At 65.9% G+C, this 17,312-nt stretch carries 11 protein-coding genes and 1 pseudogene; 7 read left to right on the top strand and 5 right to left on the bottom strand.

Translation table 11 applies throughout. The features are described from left to right. Window positions 1–71 precede the first annotated feature (71 nt). The gene (locus tag DEF76_RS05260; RefSeq protein WP_162800493.1) at window positions 72–1,373 is read left to right on the top strand and encodes a phospholipase D-like domain-containing protein; all 1,302 of its coding nucleotides are present in this window, start codon (window positions 72–74) and stop codon (window positions 1,371–1,373) included. 85 nt (window positions 1,374–1,458) lie between these two features. On the opposite strand, the gene DEF76_RS05255 is transcribed toward DEF76_RS05260, so the two are convergent. Both DEF76_RS05255 and DEF76_RS05250 read right to left on the bottom strand, forming a co-directional pair. Then, window positions 1,459–5,283 (bottom strand): glycoside hydrolase family 99-like domain-containing protein, encoded by a 3,825-nt coding sequence (locus DEF76_RS05255; RefSeq protein WP_114911426.1) that lies wholly within the window; start codon window positions 5,281–5,283, stop codon window positions 1,459–1,461. A 311-nt stretch (window positions 5,284–5,594) separates the two neighbouring features. Beyond that, a complete protein-coding gene (locus DEF76_RS05250) occupies window positions 5,595–7,493 on the bottom strand; it encodes an AMP-binding protein (RefSeq protein WP_114911425.1) in 1,899 nt (632 codons plus the stop codon). Between the two features lie 246 nt (window positions 7,494–7,739). Here DEF76_RS05250 and DEF76_RS05245 point away from each other — a divergent pair, with 246 nt between their 5' ends. Next, the gene (locus tag DEF76_RS05245; protein WP_114911424.1) at window positions 7,740–9,365 is read left to right on the top strand and encodes an MFS transporter; all 1,626 of its coding nucleotides are present in this window, start codon (window positions 7,740–7,742) and stop codon (window positions 9,363–9,365) included. Here DEF76_RS05245 and DEF76_RS19220 read toward each other — a convergent pair. Then, window positions 9,356–9,520: a hypothetical protein gene (locus tag DEF76_RS19220; RefSeq protein ID WP_162800492.1), complete on the bottom strand. Its 165-nt coding sequence runs from the start codon at window positions 9,518–9,520 to the stop codon at window positions 9,356–9,358. The two genes, DEF76_RS05245 and DEF76_RS19220, sit on opposite strands and share 10 nt — an antisense overlap. Between DEF76_RS19220 and DEF76_RS05240 the strand changes: the two genes are divergently transcribed. Further along, window positions 9,513–11,954 (top strand): bifunctional diguanylate cyclase/phosphodiesterase, encoded by a 2,442-nt coding sequence (locus tag DEF76_RS05240; RefSeq protein WP_162800491.1) that lies wholly within the window; start codon window positions 9,513–9,515, stop codon window positions 11,952–11,954. The two genes, DEF76_RS19220 and DEF76_RS05240, sit on opposite strands and share 8 nt — an antisense overlap. Window positions 11,955–12,048: 94 nt before the next feature. On the opposite strand, the pseudogene DEF76_RS05235 reads toward DEF76_RS05240, so the two are convergent. Together DEF76_RS05235 and DEF76_RS05230 are read right to left on the bottom strand one after the other, a co-directional pair. Then, window positions 12,049–12,159, bottom strand: a pseudogene (locus DEF76_RS05235) (IS5/IS1182 family transposase); the annotation flags it as partial. 170 nt (window positions 12,160–12,329) lie between these two features. Beyond that, on the bottom strand, window positions 12,330–13,319 hold the full coding sequence (locus tag DEF76_RS05230; RefSeq protein ID WP_114911422.1) for an alpha/beta fold hydrolase: 990 nt from the start codon (window positions 13,317–13,319) through the stop codon (window positions 12,330–12,332). A 143-nt stretch (window positions 13,320–13,462) separates the two neighbouring features. Between DEF76_RS05230 and ilvD the strand changes: the two genes are divergently transcribed. From ilvD to hfq, 4 genes are all read left to right on the top strand, one after another. Further along, window positions 13,463–15,187 (top strand): dihydroxy-acid dehydratase, encoded by a 1,725-nt coding sequence (gene ilvD, locus DEF76_RS05225; RefSeq protein ID WP_114913682.1) that lies wholly within the window; start codon window positions 13,463–13,465, stop codon window positions 15,185–15,187. Between the two features lie 138 nt (window positions 15,188–15,325). Beyond that, window positions 15,326–16,198, top strand: coding sequence for a D-amino-acid transaminase (locus DEF76_RS05220; RefSeq protein ID WP_114911421.1), 873 nt, complete (start codon window positions 15,326–15,328; stop codon window positions 16,196–16,198). Then, window positions 16,185–16,841 (top strand): HAD family hydrolase, encoded by a 657-nt coding sequence (locus tag DEF76_RS05215; protein ID WP_114911420.1) that lies wholly within the window; start codon window positions 16,185–16,187, stop codon window positions 16,839–16,841. Before DEF76_RS05220 ends, DEF76_RS05215 begins: the two co-directional genes overlap by 14 nt. A gap of 147 nt (window positions 16,842–16,988) precedes the next feature. Further along, window positions 16,989–17,276: an RNA chaperone Hfq gene (hfq, locus tag DEF76_RS05210; RefSeq protein WP_114911419.1), complete on the top strand. Its 288-nt coding sequence runs from the start codon at window positions 16,989–16,991 to the stop codon at window positions 17,274–17,276. Window positions 17,277–17,312 lie beyond the last annotated feature (36 nt).

Here is a 17,312-nt window from a genome sequence, read left to right as displayed (position 1 = left end):
CACGATGCGGCCTAGTGTGCCGCCTGGGTCCAAAGAAAGAGTAAAGGAAGCGGCGCTTCGGAATGATTCGCATGCGACAATGCCGCCCGCTGGTCCCCGCGCTCGTCGCCCTGGTGCTCGCGCTTGCCGGTTGTGCGCAGCTCCCGGTGGTTGACGCCGATATCGCCGCCGCCGCGCGCGCGGACGCCTATTCGAGCAGCACCCTCGACCTCATGCGCCGCCAGGAGGAGCGGATCACCCACACCCAATTCGTCGGCGGCAACGCGGTCACCCTGCTCACCGATGGCCAGCAGACCTACGCGGCGCTCCGTGCCGCGATCGCCGGCGCGCGGCGGCGGATCGATATGGAGAGCTATGAGTTCGATCCCGTCGAAGGGGCGCGCTTCGGCGATCTCCTGCTCGCCAAACGGGCGGAGGGGGTCGAGGTCAACCTCATCTTCGACAGTTTCGGCTCGCTCGATACCCCGGCTTCCCTGATCGAACGGCTCCGTCAGGGGGGGGTGCGGGTGCTCGAATATCACCCGGTCGGGTTCTTCACCGGCCTGCCGCTCGACCTCAACCGGCGCGACCACCGCAAGCTCCTGGTCGTTGATAACGCCGTCGCGATCACCGGCGGCGTCAATATCAACCAGGTCTATGACATTCGCCGCCAGAAACGCCGCGGCCAACCGGTGGACCCGACGAAACTGGCCTGGCGCGATACCGATGTGCGGATCGAGGGGCCGGTGGTCGCGCAGTTCGAGCAGATTTTCGAGCAGACCTGGCAGGGCCAGCACGGCCCCGCCCTGTCGCCGCCACCGCCGCCGCCAGCGTCGCCGCGCGGCGACGCCCTGGTGCAGGCGATCGATGGCACGCCCTCGCAGCATCGAACGCTGATCTACCGCACGCTGCTCATGGCGATCTCACTGGCGCGGACCTCGATCCACCTCACCACCGGCTATTTTGCGCCGACCCCCGATCTCGACCGCGCCCTGGAAGCGGCGGCGCGGCGCGGCGTCGATGTCGAGATCGTGGTGCCGGCGCATAGCTCTAGCGCAACCGTAGTCGCCGCCGGCCGTGCCCATTACGCGGCGCTCATGAAAGCCGGGGTAAAAATCTATGAGCGGCGCGCGGTCGTCCTCCACGCCAAGACGGCGGTGATCGATCATCTCTGGGCGACCGTGGGTTCGGCCAATCTCGATTGGCGCAGCGTAATCTATAATAATGAAATCAACGCGGTGATCCTCGATCGCGCCTTCGCCCAGCGGATGGAGGCGCTGTTTTCCGACGATGTCGCCGCCTCGCGTCCGATCGACCCGCAAACCTGGGCGCACCGCTCGCTGCTCGAGCGACTCGAGGAGGAAAGCGCGCGCGCCGTTGAGTTTTTACTGTAAAGAACAGGAATATGTTTCTTGTGACGTCAGAAAAGACACAAAAAAACCTCTCATCCGGTTTTCTCGGGAGGTTGTCCCCGTGGCATCAGCGCCTCTGCGGTTTTCGCAGCGTCGCGATGACGTGGTGAAGATAGGCCGCCTGCCGGGCGCGCAGGGGTTTGCCGCCGCCGAGGCGGGCCGCGGCGAGACGGTGCATGGCGCGGATCTCGCCAACATGGCGGGCGGGATCGAGGCGCGCGGTGACGCTCGCCTCGTGACGGCGATGGAGATTGAGCGGGGCTGCGACGTAAGCGACGCTGCCGCCGGCCTGCTTCTCGCCGGCGCCGGTCAAGGCTTCGAGATAGAGCCGCCAATCGCCGGCAAGGCGAAACCGCCCGAGGTCATCGCCAACCCCGGCGAACGCCGTGAGCAGCGCCTGCCGGCGCCACAGCAGCGAAGAGGCATTGAGGATCAGATTGCGCTCGGCAAGGAAGCGGCGGGCGAAACCGCGCGCCGAAAACACGTCATCGGCGCCGAGCGCGCCTTCACCCGCGGCTTCGGCATAATAGCCGCGATAGCTCGCAAATAGCGTCCGGTCCTCGGCATCGATCGCGCGGCTGTCGGCGAAGGCGAAAACCGCATCGGCGGCGCTGGCGAGGCTGGCTGCGAGTTTTTCGAGAAATTGTGGCTCGGCGGCGTCATCGGCCTCGGCGATCCAGAGAAATTCGCCGCGCGCCACCTCCGCCGCGCGCCGCCACTGCGCGAAAACCGAGCCCGAGGGGCGGGCATTGGCGATGACGCGGATATCGCGCTGCCACTCGCGGGCGGTGGCCTCGGCGACGGCGATACTGTCATCGCTCGAGGCGTCATCGAGGACGATCACCTCGCGCACCGGGTAGGTCTGGCCAAAAATCGAGGCAAGCCGCGCGCGGAGGAAGCGGGCATAATTGAAATTCGGCACCACCACCGAAATATCGACGAGATCCGGCAAGGCGAGCGCGAGGAGACCGCTCGCATAATCGCCGAAGGCGCTTTTCGCGGCCGTCGCGGCGCCGCGGCGCTGGCGCTCCTCGGGGCTCGGCACGGTCTTGGTGAGGGCGAGCAAAGCGCGCGCCATCGCCTCGCACTCGGCGAACGAAACCACCTCGCCCGCCGCCTCGCGCCGGATGAACTCGGCCGCGCCGCCGCTTTCCGCAAACGCGATCACCGGTATCCCGGCGGCCGCGGCTTCGAGCATCACCGACGGATAGGGATCCTCTCGCGACGGCAAAAGCAACGCGTCCGCCGCCGAGAGCCAGGCCGCGACATCGTCGCAAAAGCCCGGGAAATGGCAGGTGCCGCTGGCTTTCGCGGCCTCGATCTCGGGCCCGAGATAGGCTTCGAGCTGGCGGTCGATACGCCCGACCCAGGCGAAATGCACGCTGCGGGCCCGCCGCCGCGCCGCGCGCCAGGTCTGGAGAAAAAGATCGAACCCCTTGCGCAGATCCCCGTAGCCGACGGCGATCGCGAGCACCGCGTCCGGCGGGATGGCAAACCTGGCGCGAAGCGTGCGGCGCGCCTCGGCATCGAAGCTGATCGCCTGATAGAGCCCCTGGGGCAGAATATGCGTCTTTGTCGCCGCGAGCGGGATGAGGTCGGTGAAACGCTCGCGCACCAAGGCTGCCGGAAACACCGCGTGGCGGACATGTGCGGCGGCGGCGCGGGCCGCGCCGAGAAGCTGCTTCTCCTCGATCAGGCGCGGCATTTCATGCACGAGCAACGTCACCGCGATGCCGTGGCGCGCGAAATGCGGGCAGAGTGCTGCGGCGGCGGTGGTGTTGACGATCGCGCTTCGCACCCCTTTTTCGTGATAGAGCATCTGCACCGTCGCCGCGAAGGCGTCATCCTCGCGCACCACCAGGGTCGGCGCCACTTTGGCGTATTCCGCCTCCAAGGGCCCGCCGTCACGCAGCAGAAACGTCACCGCGAGCCCGGCATGGCGCCGCAAATGGCGGCCGAGATGAAGCAGAAGCTGTTGCGCGCCATGGGCGAGCGCATCATGGCCGACGAGCACGAGCCCGGCGGCAGAGGCCGGCCGGCCGGTGATGGCGCGGCCAGTGGCGTTGAGGAAGGCCGCGCCGAAATGGACGTCGGGTTCGAGATAGGCCCCTTCCGCCCATTCGTTCCAGGCATTGATGCAGACTAAGGGCTCGCCGTGGAACGGCCGCGCCCTCGCCTCATCGATCAGCCGGCCGAGCCAGGCCTGATAGCGCGCCGGCGTCGCGCCATGGACAACAAGCCCGCCGCCTTCGCGCCGCGGATCATTGTCCCACCCCGGAATCGCGGTCTTGATCAACGGGTAATCCGGCCGCGCGGTGGTCAGCGAACGGATGACGATATCGTCGTAATCGTAGACTTCGGCCGAGAAATCGGGATCGAACGGCTCCAGCCGGTCATTGATCATCTCGAGCCCGGTGGTGAGCTTGTGGGGCGGGAACTCCACCGCGCCGTCGAGCCCGTGCGCGCGCGGGTCGTGATCGGTGAAGCTCTGCGCCATGACGAGGAGCGGATCCTCGCCATGCTCGGTGCGGAAACGCTGGCGCCAGCGGGCGATGGCAGCGCCCGAATCGGGGATCAGGGCGGCGCGATAGATGAAAAGCAGCGGCCGCCCCGCGATGCGGATATAGCGCGGATCGGCGAAATGGCGGGCGAAACAGGCGATCAGCGCCGCCTCATCCTCGGGCCGATATTCCTGAGCGATGAGGATCTGTTGATCCATCCCGTCCCATTGCCGGGTCCAGTTTTCATTGGCCCACATCAAGCAGAAGGGAAAATCGAGGTGCGGATTGGCGAGGAAGGTCTCGATCGGCTGATCGAGCAGGCGGCGGCGGTTGAACCAGTAGAAATAAAAGACGAAGCCGCCGAGCGCCGCCCCCTTGGCGAGTTCGATCTGCCGCGCCAGCGTCTCCGCCCCATCCAGCCGGTAATGGCCAAGATCGCGCGGGATGCGCGGCTGATAATGGCCGGCAAAGCGCGGCAAAGCGCGGCCGAGATTGGTCCATTCGGTGAACCCCTTGCCCCACCAGGCGTCGTTTTCCGGGCAAGGGTGGAATTGCGGCAAGTAGAAGGCGAGCACCTTTGCCCCGCTGGGATGCGTCGCCGGGACCGGCTCGACGGTCTCGAAATGCAGGCCGGGGCGAGTATTACGCCGCATTTCCCGCGGCAGACTGACCTCATCGGGCGGGCAGGACGGGTGAATCCCGGGCTCACCGCGATGCCGAAGATAATGCAAGAGCGGGTTTTCGTCTGGCGCGCCGCGGAGATAGCGCCGGCGATAAAACCGGACATCGAACCCCGGCGAGGGGTTGCGCCCCTCCCGATGGCCTTGGACAAGGAAATGTTCGAAAGGATCCATCCCGGCCGCGGCAATGTCGGGATAGGTCTTGAGATACCAGGCGGAATCGAATTCGGCGAGCGGGCTGGTCTCGCCGCTCAGGCGCCGGGCCAGGAAATGGGCGAGGCAGATTTCATCCTCGGGCACGGCGTAGCGGGCGCGATACCAGGCCGGGTCGAAGTATAGCACCGGCCGCCGCCCCTCCCGCTCGCCCGCCCAGACATAATGCAGCAGGGGATCTATCTCGGCGGCGCGAACATCGGGATTCTCGTCGAGATAGAAGGCGGGATCGAAGTAAAAATTCGGCCGTCGGCGCTCCGCCCAGCCATGGAGATGGTAATGGGTCAGCGGCTCGACGCCGCTGCTGGCGATATCGGGATTGGCATGGAGATAAAACGCGGCGTCGAAAAGACCGGAGCAACGCAGGATGTCGAGTTCGCGCGCGGTGTCGCGGCCGGCGAGCGCCGCCTCGTCGGGGGTGAGCCGTGTCAGCCCGGAATAGGGGATGAGCTGACCGACGCCATAACCGACGCCATAGGCGAAATCGTCAGGCGCCATACCCGCACTCCTGCGGGGAATCGACGATGGCTTCCCATATTGGTTGCATTGTGCGCCCACATATCACGCCAAAACCAAAAGTTTATTAACCAAATGCGCTCATAAAGAGAAGAACAAAATTTACCTCTCGTTAAACGAGTGGTCATGGCTGACCCGCGCTATAGGCGGGTATCTTCCGAGGCGAAATTTCGCCTCGGACATCCTCTGAGCGGCGCGCAGGGGTGCGGACATCCTCCGGCGAAAGGCCGGAGCCCCCGGTCAAGATAATGATATTACGCCAATTTCTCGCGGGCGGAGGGGGCCGCCGGGGCTCAGCGTGAGGCCCCATCGAGGGCGGTCGCGATATCGTCGAGAGCGGTGGGATCCTCGATGGTGGGCGGCGGATTGGCCGCTTCGCCGTCAGCGAGGCGGCGGATGGCGGCGCGCAAAATTTTGCCAGAGCGGGTTTTCGGCAAGCGTGGCACGACCAGCGCGGTCTTGAACGACGCGACCGGGCCGATTCGCTCGCGCACGAGTTGCACCAACTCGGCGCGGATATCCGCCGGCGCCCGATCGACCCCCGCTTTGAGCACCGCAAGGCCGAGCGGCACCTGTCCTTTGAGCGCGTCGCGAGCGCCGATAACGGCGCATTCGGCGACATCCGGGTGCGAGGCCAGCACTTCTTCGATCGCGCCGGTGGAAAGCCGGTGGCCGGCGGTGTTGATGATGTCATCGGTGCGGCCCATCACCCAGACATCGCCGTCGTCATCGATCATGCCGGCGTCACCGGTGCGATACCAGCCGGGAAAATCGCTGAGATAAGCGGTGCGAAACCCCGCGTCATTGTGCCAGAGCGTCGGCGCGGCCCCCGGCGGCAGCGGCAAACGAATGGCGAGATTGCCGCTCACGCCACGCGCCAGCACCGCGCCTGCATCGTCGAGCGCTTGTAGATCATAACCCGGCGCCGGCCGGCCACCCGAGCCGGGCTTGAAGGGAAACAGGCCAAGCCCGCGGAAGCCGGCGGTGATCGGCCAGCCGGTTTCGGTTTGCCACCAATGATCGATCACCGGCCGCGCGAGCCTCGCCGCTGCCCATTCGGCGGTCGGCGGATCACAGCGCTCGCCGGCCAGGAACAGCGCCTCAAAGCGCGAAAGATCATGGGCGGTGAGCAATTTGGCCTCGGGGTCCTGCTGCTTGATGGCGCGGAGCGCGGTCGGCGCAGTGAACAGAACTTTCACCCCGTGCGACGCGATCACCCGCCCGAACGCGCCGGCATCCGGCGTTCCCACCGGCTTGCCCTCATACATGACGGTGGTACAGCCGGCGAGCAGCGGCGCATAAACGATATAACTGTGCCCGACCACCCAGCCGACATCGGAGGCCGTCCAGAACACATCGCCGGCGCCGAGACCATAAATCATCCCCATCGAGAGATTGAGGGCGACGGCGTATCCGCCGTGATCGCGCACCACCCCCTTCGGCCGCCCGGTGGTGCCGGAGGTGTAGAGAATATAGAGCGGATCGGTGGCGCGCACCGGCACCGGCGCGGCCGGCTGCGCGGCTGCTTCCGCGGTCAAAAAATCGTGATCTCGCCCCGGGGTCAGTGTCGCCGGCGCCATCTCGCGCTGCAGGATCAGGCAGGCCTCCGGCTGATGCGGCGAAAGCGCGAGGGCGGCATCGAGGATGGGCTGATAGGCGACGACGCGGCCGGGCTCCAACCCGCAGGACGCGGCGACGATCACAAGCGGCTTGGCATCGGCGATGCGGGCAGCGAGTTCGGCGGCGGCGAATCCACCGAAAACCACCGAATGAATGGCGCCGATCCGGGCGCAGGCGAGCATGGTGATCGCCGCTTCCGGGACCATCGGCATGTAGATCACCACCCGATCGCCGCGGCCGACGCCGAGCGCCTTGAGCGCGCCCGCGACCCGTGCGGCCCGCGCGGTCAGTTCGGCGTAGGTGAAGCGTTCGATCCGGCCGGTAAGCGGGCTGTCCCAGATCAGCGCCGGCTGCGCGCCGCGGCCGGCGGCGACGTGGCGATCAAGGCAATTCTCGCAGATATTGAGCTCTGCCCCAGGAAACCAGACGCCATAGGGGCCGATCGACGCATCGAACACGCGATCCCAGCTCTTGTGCCAGGCAATGCCGCTCGCGGCCTCCGCCCACCAGGCTGCGGGGTCGCGCAGCCAAGCCCGATAGACCTCGCCATAGCGACTTTCTTGATGGTTCATGTTCGTCCTCCCGGTCTTGGCGCCAGCTCTGCCGGCAATCTTGCGCGCGCCGCGCCGCTCCGGCAATAGTTCGAGGTTGAAATGCCGTGGCCGGCGATGCTGGGTGAAATATCTGGATTCCGGCTCGGTTGCGGATAAAGATACGCGCGGATGACGGTTGCGGACCAACCGCGACCGGACACGCGATCAGTCAATCCATCGATCGGCACCGAATGCCGACCGGCGATATGGGAGGAACAGAACATCATGAGTTACGCCGAAGCCCCGCGGAGGACCGCCGGCTTTTCCCACCTAACCCCGATCACCAAGGCCGAGGAACGCAAGGTCATCTTTGCATCGTCGCTCGGCACCGTGTTCGAATGGTATGATTTCTTCATCTTCGCGACCTTGGCGCCGTTTTTCGCCGGCCTCTTTTTCCCCAAGGGCAACGACACCGCCGCCCTCCTCAACGCCTTCGCGGCCTATGCGGTCGGCTTCATGGTGCGGCCCTTCGGCGCTCTGGTGTTCGGGCGCATCGGCGACCTGGTGGGACGCAAATATACCTTTCTCGTCACCATCCTGGTCATGGGCCTTGCCACGTTCGGGACCGGCCTGATGCCGACTTTCGCCTCCGTCGGCTGGGCGGCGCCTATTCTCTTGATCGTTCTCCGTCTCCTGCAGGGGCTTGCGCTCGGCGGTGAATATGGCGGTGCTGCGACCTATGTCGCCGAGCATGCCCCCGCCAATGGGCGCGGCTACGCGACGAGCTGGATCCAGACCACGGGCTCACTCGGCCTCTTGCTCTCGCTGGCGGTGATCTATACCTGCCGCGAGACGTTCGCCCCGGCCGACTTTACCGCCTGGGGCTGGCGGATCCCCTTCCTGCTGTCGCTCATCCTGCTGATCATCTCGCTCTACATCCGGCTCAAGCTCAATGAAAGCCCGGTGTTTTTGCGGATCAAGGAAGAAAATCGGCGCTCCGAGGCCCCGCTCACCGAAAGTTTTTTCCATTATCCCAATAACAAATACGTTGCCCTCGCGCTTTTCGGCACCTGCTCTGGCGAAGGGGTCATCTGGTACACGGCGCAATTTTACGCGCTGTTCTTCCTCACCATCACGCTGCATCTCGATTACAAGCTCGCCTATCTGATGATTGGCCTGCAACTCGTGCTCGGCACGCCGACACTCGTCTTCTTCGGCTGGCTTTCCGATCGCATCGGCCGGCTGAAGCTGATGATCGCGTCCTGCGTGCTCTCGGCGCTGACCTTGATGCCGCTGTTTCATGCCCTGAGTAGCGCGGTCAATCCCGATCTGGTCGCCTTCCAGGCCGCAACGCCGATCACCGTCGCCGCGGATAACTGCAATTTCCATGTTTTCGTCGGCCCCTGGTCGCATTTCAGCGCCTGTGACAAGGTCAAGGACCTATTGACCAAATCCGGGCTCTCGTTTCAGTCGCTACCCGGTATCGCCGGCAAGGACGTGGTAACGACAGTTGCCGGGGTGACCCTCGAAGGGGCGGATACGGCCAAAATTTCGGCGGCCCTCAAGGCCGCCGGCTATCCCGAGAAAGCCGATCCGGCAAAGATCAACTGGCCGCTCGCAGTTCTCTGGCTTTGGATCATGCTCGCTTATGTCGGCATGATCTACGGCCCGATCGCTGCCTATCTCGTCGAATTGTTCCCGGCAAAGATCCGCTATTCCTCGATGTCGCTGCCCTATCACATCGGCAATGGCTGGTTCGGCGGCATCCTGCCGCTGTTGGCGACGGCCTTGGTCGCCTGGTCGGGCAATATTTATTATGGACTCTGGTTCCCGATCCTCGTCGCGGCGCTCAACGCCGTGGTCGCGGCGCTGTTCCTGCACGAAACCAAGGACGTCGATATTCACGCCTGAGAAAAAAGGGGGCGCCCGCGGCAGGCCGCCGTGGGCGTCCCCGGCATGGCGACATCTTTTCGATGGTCGTTCATTAACGCCTCATCAATTTTTACGGTCCATTCTGTGATCGCGTCCACGTCATCTTCGTCCGACGCGGAGATTTTGATGATCAAAGTTCTTGCGTGTCTGACGCAGCAGCATGACCCACGGTTGATTGCTCTGGCCGTTTTTATCTGCGCCATTGCCTGCATCACCGTGGTCGCGATGCTCACGCGGGCGTTGAAAAACCGCGGCATGGGCCGCGCCGCCTGGACCATCGCTGCAACCTTCGCGTTCGGCAGCGGCGTCTGGGCGCTCCATTTCATCGCCATGCTGGCCTTTCAGGCGCATATGCCTGTCGCCTATGACGTCTCATGGACGGTGTTTTCGATCCTGGTTGCGATCATCGGCACGCTGCCGGGCTTCGCCCTATTCCTCTCGGCGCCTCGCCGCCCGCTCGTCGCCCTGCTCGGTGGCACGATCGTCGGCCTCGGCATTACCGCCATGCATTTCACCGGCATGATGGCGATGCGCCTTGGCGCCATCGTGATATTTCAGCGCTCTTACGTCATCGCCGCGATCATCGTCGGCGCCGCATTCGGGGCGCTCGCGCTCTTTGTCGCCGGGCGCTGGCAGACCACCGCCGGCCGGCTGCTGGGCGGACTTTTGCTGGCCTTCGCCATCGTCGCCATGCATTTCACCGGCATGACGGCGGTGGTGCTAGCGCCGGTGCTCGGCCCTGGCATCGCGCCTGGGGATGCGGTGTTCACGCCGGCGCTGCTCGCGATCGCGGTGGCCGCGATCAGCAGCCTGATATTGCTCGCCGGGCTGATGTTCGCCCTCATCGACGCGCGGATGGAGCGGCGCGACCTCGCCGAGACGTGGCGGCTCCGTCAGATCGCCGATTCCGCCTTCGAGGGGCTGATGATCCACCGTGACGGGATCATCATCGATGTCAATGCCGCCTTCACCGGGATGGTCGGCCTGCCCAAGGATCAGATCATCGGCCGCTCGGTGCTTGATTTCGCCGCCCAGCAGGACATCGCGCATGTGAAGGAGCGGCTTGCCACCAGCCGGAACGACCTCGAGGAGTGTGCGTTCCGCGCCGCCAATGGCACGGTTCTGCCGGTCGAGGTCCTCGCGCGCGACATCGAATATGGCGGCAAGCCTGCGAAGGTCGTTGCCCTGCGCGATATTTCGGAGCGGAAAAAAGCCGCTGAGCAGCTCGAATATCTCGCGCACCACGATCCGCTCACCGGTCTCGCCAACCGCTCCCTGCTGCGCGAGCGCATCAGCGCGTCGATCGCGCTCGCGGAGAAAAGCGACGAGAGCCTGGCGTTGCTCCTGCTCGATCTCGATCGCTTCAAGGCGGTGAACGATCTCCATGGTCATCCCATCGGCGACCAGGTTCTGGTCCGCGTCGCCGCCCGGCTGCGTGCCGCCGCGCGCGGCGCCGAAATCATCGCGCGGCTCGGTGGCGACGAATTCGTCATCCTCCTCACGGCCGAGGCCGGGGCGGAGGCCGCGCGCGCGGCCGAGGTCGCACAGCGCGTGATCGCGTCCCTGACCGAGCCGTTCGAAGTCGGCGCATCATTCCTCCAAATCAACACCAGCATCGGAGTTTCACTCTATCCGCAGCACGGCGCCGACGCCGACGAGTTGCTGAAAAACGCCGATACCGCCCTCTATTCGGCCAAACGCGCCGGCCGCGGCACGCAGCGCATGTTCGACCCGGCGATGGATGCCGAATTGCGGCGCCGCCGGCATCTCGAACAGGATCTCCGCCTCGCCATCCGGCGGCGGACGCTAGACATCCATTTCCAACCGCTCTTCAAGAACGATGGTAAGACCTTGGCCGGTTTCGAGGCGCTGGCGCGCTGGCGGCATCCCGCATTCGGCCCGATCTCACCCGCCGATTTCATTCCGCTGGCCGAGGAAAGCGGCCTCATCGTGCCGCTCGGCCGCTTGGTTCTTGAAACCGCCTGCACCGAAGCGGCGTCTTGGTCACAACCGCACCGCATCGCCGTCAATATTTCGCCGGCCCAGCTCCGCGCTGGCAACCTCGTCGCGACGGTGACCGAAGTGCTGGCCAGAACCGGCCTTCCACCCAGCCGTCTCGAACTCGAAGTCACCGAAAGCCTACTGATCGAGGATACCGAGGCGACGCTCGCGACGCTCAGCGCACTCAAGGCGCTCGGGCTTCGCATCGTGCTCGACGATTTCGGCACCGGCTATTCCAGCCTCAGCTATCTTCGCCGTTTCCCCTTCGACAAGCTGAAGATCGACCGCTCCTTCATCCAAGCGCTCGGCGAGAATGACGAGGCGATGGCGATCGTGCGGGCGATCGTCGCGCTCGCCGATAGCCTGACCCTCGACGTCACGGCCGAAGGGGTCGAAACCGAGACGCAGCTTCGCTTGCTGCAAGAGGAATCCAACGCCGAGATGCAGGGGTATCTGCTCGGCCGCCCTGCCCCCGCCGATACCTTCTCGGGCCTGCTCGCGACTGGCGCGGCAAAGCAGGCCGGCGGCCGCTTCCCGCACTTCGAAGCCGCCGCCAACCAGGCCTGACCCAGCCCCTCGCAGCTCTCCGATCATCGCGATCACCTCGCGACGGCACTTCACGCCCCCGCTGTCGGAAAGACAACGGGCCGCGCCAGGGCATGCCAGCGCGATAGCGATACCGCATTGCCTCGACGAAAAGCCGTTTGTCCTGCGCGGTCACTCCGACCGTGCCTTCACGTCCCGGAAGCAAATTCTCGATACGAGCCCATTGGTCATCGCCTAGAGCGCGATCGGTTTAAGTCGATCACGCTCTACACCTATTTTGGCGAGCAAGTTGGCCGGTTTTGATTGAACAGGATGGTTCAATCAAAACCTACCTTGCTCTAAGGCGCGGCACGGCTCCTTGCTGAGCGCGCAACGCGTTGCCGCGCAACCCCGCCGTCATCCCGGCCGCGCGGGAAAATGGCGCCCGAGAAAATCGACCAGCGCCGCGCTGACCTCGGCGGCGCGTTCTTGCTGCACCCAATGCCCGGCGCCGGGGAGGAGGAGGGTTCGGGTCAGCCCCGGCACATTTTCCGCCAATGTCGCCAAGGCGCGCGCGCCCATCGGTCCCGCGATGACGGCATCGTGGTCGCCGGCGATGAAGAGCGCCGGCTGGTGGATTTTCGCGCCCTGCCAGGGCGCCGTCAGCGCCCAATTGCGGTCAATGTTGCGATACCAGTTGAGGCCGCCGCGAAATCCGGTGCGGCGATAGGTTGCGACGAAAGCGGCGAAGGTTTCCGCATCCAGCCAGGGTGGTGGCGCCCCGGGGTCGGGCAGTTTCGTCAGAAACCCGCCGCCTTCGGGAATGTCGAGCGCGCTCGCCGCGGCCGCCGCGTCGGCGCGGGCGCCGGTTGCGAACAAGCGGCGGAAGGTCGCCTCTGGATCGCGCGCGAATTCGGCCTCGGCCGGCCCCTCGGCCTGAAAATGAAACCAGTAAAACCGCGTCATCCCGGCCTCACGCAGCATGGCGAGCGGCGGCGCCGGGCCGCGCGCGCGGAACGGGACGCTGAGGGCGGCGATCGCGGGAAACAGATCGGGGCGGAACAGCGCCGCCTGCCAGGCGATCTGCGCCCCCCAATCATGGCCGATGATCGCGGCCCGCGCGGCGCCCAGGGCGCCCGCCAGCGCCACCATGTCCCCCGTGAGGTGGAACACGCTGTAAGCGGCGCTCTCCGCCGGCGCCGAACTCTCGCCATAGCCGCGCATGTCGGGGGCTGCGACGCGGTAGCCGGCCGCGGCCAGGGCCGCGATCTGATGGCGCCAGGAGAGCGCGAGTTCGGGAAAGCCGTGGCACAGAATGACGAGCGGCGCATCCTCGGCGCCCGCTTCGAGAACCGAGAGCGTGACGCCGTTGACCGCATGCGTCCGGCGGGTGGGGGGCACGGCCATCGCAAGCCTCCTCGCGGGGTTTTCCGGGCGATTTCGGGGCTGCGGAGAGTTGCGGCGCAAGCCCAGGCGGCGCATTCTACGCCGCTTTCACGACCCGCGCCATCATCGGCGCGCCCGCCCGCAGCCCGAGGAGAGACTTGAAGATGCTCGAAAAACGCTGGGACAAGAGCCGCCTGCCGTCGCGGCATGTGTCCGTCGGCCCCGATCGCGCCCCGCATCGCAGCTATTATTACGCCATGGGGCTGACCGAGGAAGAGATCGAGCAGCCCTTGGTCGGTGTCGCCACCTGCTGGAACGAGGCCGCGCCGTGCAACATCGCGCTCTCGCGCCAGGCGCAGTCGGTCAAGCGCGGGGTCGCCGAAGCGCGCGGAACCCCGCGCGAATTCACCACCATCACCGTGACCGACGGCATCGCCATGGGCCATCAGGGGATGAAATCCTCGCTGGTCTCGCGCGAGATCATCGCCGACTCGGTGGAAGTCACGATGCGCGGGCATTGCTATGACGCGCTGGTCGGCCTCGCCGGCTGCGACAAATCGCTGCCCGGCATGATGATGGCGATGCTCCGGCTCAATGTCCCGAGCGTGTTCATGTATGGCGGCTCGATCCTGCCGGGGCGCTATCAAGGCCGCGACGTCACCGTCGTCGATGTTTTCGAGGCGGTCGGCCAACACGCTGCCGGCAAGATGACGGATGAGGAGCTGCACGAGCTGGAATGCGTCGCCTGCCCCTCGGCCGGGGCCTGCGGCGGGCAGTTCACCGCCAACACCATGGCGATGGTGAGCGAGGTGATGGGGCTCGCGCTTCCCGGCTCGGCCGGCGCGCCGGCGCCCTATGAGGAGCGCGACCGCTTCGGTTTTGAGTCCGGCCGCGCGGTAATGGCGCTGCTCGAGCGCAATCTCCGCCCGCGCGACATCGTAACGCGCAAGGCCCTCGAAAACGCCGCCGTTGCCGTCGGCGCCACCGGCGGCTCGACCAATGCCGGCCTCCATCTGCCGGCGATCGCGCACGAGGCCGGTATTCGTTTCACCATGGATGATGTCGTCGCGATCATGCGGCGCACGCCTTATATCGCCGATCTCAAGCCGGGCGGGAAATATGTCGCCCTCGATGTCCATCGCATCGGCGGCATTCCGGTGATCATGAAGGCGCTGCTCGATGCCGGCCTGCTGCATGGCGACTGCATCACCGTCACCGGCAAGACGCTCGCCGAAAACCTCAAAGACGTGGTCTTCCCGACCGACCAGGACGTGGTCTATCCGGTGAGCCGGGCGATTTCGCCGACCGGCGGCGTCGTTGGTCTGCGCGGCAATCTCGCGCCGGACGGCGCGATCGTGAAGGTCGCCGGGCTCGCAGCGCAGCGTTTCGAGGGCACGGCGCTCTGCTTCGATTGCGAGGAAGATGCCTTCGCCGCCGTCCAGGCCCGCGCCTACAAAGCCGGCGATGTCATCGTCATCCGCTATGAGGGGCCGAAGGGCGGGCCCGGGATGCGCGAGATGCTCTCCACCACCTCCGCGATCTACGGCCAGGGGATGGGCGAGCAGGTGGCGCTGATCACCGATGGCCGCTTCTCCGGCGGCACACGCGGCTTCTGCGTCGGCCATGTCGGGCCGGAGGCGGCGGTGGGCGGCCCGATCGCGCTTTTGCGCAACGGCGATCGCATCACCATCGACGCCATCGCCGGCACCATCGAGGTCGCGCTCTCGGAGGCTGAACTCGCCGAGCGCCGCAAGGCCTGGAAACCACGGCCGACCGATTACAACGCCGGGGCACTCTGGAAATACGCCCAGCTCGTCGGCCCCGCCCATCTCGGCGCCCTGACCCATCCCGGTGGCGCGGCAGAGACGCATTGCTACGCCGATCAGTGAATTTTTCCCCGTTGGGCAGTGCCTACGGCACTGCCCGCGCCGCGGAAGTTGCCGCTCCGAGAAACCGGGATAAAAGTCTTTTTGCTTCTTTTTCTTCAGAAAAAGAAGATTTTTTCCTTGGTTTAGTGTGATCTCCTGATGTCCCGTATCGCTTATGTCAATGGCCATTATCTGCCCCATCGTGAGGCGGCGGTTTCGATCGAGGATCGCGGCTATCAGTTCGCCGATGGGGTGTATGAGGTCATTCCGGTGCTGGCCGGGCGGCTGATCGACGAGGGGCTGCATCTCGATCGCTTGGCGCGCAGCCTTGGCGAGATCAGGATCGCGCCGCCGATGACGCGCGCGGCGCTTGGTGTCGTTTTGCGCGAGGTCGTGCGGCGGAACCGGGTCGCGGACGGGATGGTTTATCTTCAGGTGACGCGCGGCGTTGCGCGGCGCGAGCATCCGTTTCCGCTGCCCGACGTGAAACCCGCCCTCGTCGTCACCGCCCGTCGCGGCGCGCGGGTTCCGGACGCGCCCGATGGCTGGGGCATCGCCGCCATCACCCGGCCGGACGAGCGCTGGGCGCGCTGCGATATCAAGACCATCGGCCTCCTCCCCAATGTCCTGGCCCGCCAGGCGGCGCGCGAGCAGGGCGCCTATGAGGCGGTGCTGATCGATGGCGCCGGGAACGTCACGGAAGGGGCGGCGGCGAATGTCTGGATCGTCGATGCCGCCGGCGTTCTGCGCACCCGCGCCCTCGGCCCCGCGATCCTGCCCGGCTGCACCCGCGCCGCGCTGATCGGGCTTTTGGGCGGAGAAAACATCGTTTTCGAGGAGCGTGGCTTCTCGCTCGATGACCTCCGCGCGGCGCGTGAGGCCTTTCTCACCAGTGCCACGAGCTTCGTCCGTCCGCTGCTCCGCCTCGATGGCGCGCCGATCGGCGATGGCGAAGTGGGCCCGGTGACGCGGCGCCTGTTCGCGCTGCTCGCCGCCCATGCCGCGGGGACGCGCAACCATGCCGAGCCCTGAGCCCGCACCCCCTCCAGAAATCCTGCTCTATGACTGGGACAATACGCTGGTCGATGGCTGGGCCGGGATCACCGCGGCGCTGAACGCGGTGTTCGCCGCTTTCGGGCGCCCGCTCTGGCGCGCCGACGAGACCCGGGCGCGGGTGCGGGTCTCGCTCGCCGAAAGCTTCCCGGCGATGTTCGGCGCGGAGTGGGAGCGGGCGCGGGATATTTTCTATGCGACGCTGAAGGGCGAGCATCTCGCGCATCTGCGCCCGATGCCCGGCGTGGAAGCGCTCCTGGCAGCCGGTGGACGCTGGCCGCAAGGGGTGGTCTCGAACAAGGCCGGGGCGTTCCTCCGCGCCGAGGTCGCGCATCTCGGCTGGGATGGGCATTTTCGCGCGGTCATCGGCGCGGGCGACGCGGCGGCCGATAAGCCCGATCCGGCGCCGCTCCATCTCGCCTTGCGCAAGATGGGGGCAGAAGTCGGGCCGCACGTGTGGTATATCGGCGATACCGCGCTTGATATGCAGGCGGCGCGGGCTGCCGGCTGTCGGCCCGTGCTGCTCGGCGATGCGAGCCACGACGGCGGCATCGCCCGCGCAGCACCCGAGCTTCAGTTCGCGGACGGCCATGCGCTGGCCGCGTATCTGACGGCCGCTTGAGGCGTCGCTTAGCGGCGGCGATGGCGTCTGCGGGATGTTGTCGTCGCCGGTTGCGATGCTAAATAAAAGGCGTGCGGGGCTTGAGCTGCGGCGGGCTGGCGTGGATCGCCTGCGGTCGGAGCCAAAAAAACGAAGAAGGATGATATCGTGGCCAACGAGAAATCGCAGAATGTTCAGGATGTTTTTCTGAACCACGTGCGCAAGAACAAGACGCCGGTGACCGTGTTTCTGGTCAATGGCGTGAAGCTCCAGGGTATTATCACCTGGTTCGACAATTTTTCCGTCCTCCTCCGCCGCGATGGCCATACCCAGCTGGTGTATAAGCATGCGATCAGCACGGTCATGCCGAGTGGCCCGATCCAGCTGTTTGACGGCCCCAAGGTCGAAGCCGGGGCGGCGATCGGGCGGGAGGCAGCGCCGGCCGGTGACGTCTGACACCAGGCCGGGCAGCCTTGCCGCTGGTATGATCTG

The organism is Acidibrevibacterium fodinaquatile (assembly GCF_003352165.1).
GTDB lineage: Bacteria > Pseudomonadota > Alphaproteobacteria > Acetobacterales > Acetobacteraceae > Acidibrevibacterium > Acidibrevibacterium fodinaquatile.
This window is presented reverse-complemented; position numbering and strand designations above follow the sequence as displayed.

Excerpts from the sequence above, each read along its gene's own strand:
- DEF76_RS05230 (WP_114911422.1), bottom strand. The coding sequence starts at position 13,319 with ATGGCCGTGCCCCCCACCCGCCGGACGCATGCGGTCAACGGCGTCACG.
- ilvD (WP_114913682.1), top strand. The coding sequence starts at position 13,463 with ATGCTCGAAAAACGCTGGGACAAGAGCCGCCTGCCGTCGCGGCATGTG.
- DEF76_RS05215 (WP_114911420.1), top strand. The coding sequence starts at position 16,185 with ATGCCGAGCCCTGAGCCCGCACCCCCTCCAGAAATCCTGCTCTATGAC.
- DEF76_RS05250 (WP_114911425.1), bottom strand. The coding sequence starts at position 7,493 with ATGAACCATCAAGAAAGTCGCTATGGCGAGGTCTATCGGGCTTGGCTG.
- DEF76_RS05220 (WP_114911421.1), top strand. The coding sequence starts at position 15,326 with ATGTCCCGTATCGCTTATGTCAATGGCCATTATCTGCCCCATCGTGAG.
- DEF76_RS05255 (WP_114911426.1), bottom strand. The coding sequence starts at position 5,283 with ATGGCGCCTGACGATTTCGCCTATGGCGTCGGTTATGGCGTCGGTCAG.
- DEF76_RS05260 (WP_162800493.1), top strand. The coding sequence starts at position 72 with ATGCGACAATGCCGCCCGCTGGTCCCCGCGCTCGTCGCCCTGGTGCTC.
- DEF76_RS05240 (WP_162800491.1), top strand. The coding sequence starts at position 9,513 with ATGATCAAAGTTCTTGCGTGTCTGACGCAGCAGCATGACCCACGGTTG.
- DEF76_RS05245 (WP_114911424.1), top strand. The coding sequence starts at position 7,740 with ATGAGTTACGCCGAAGCCCCGCGGAGGACCGCCGGCTTTTCCCACCTA.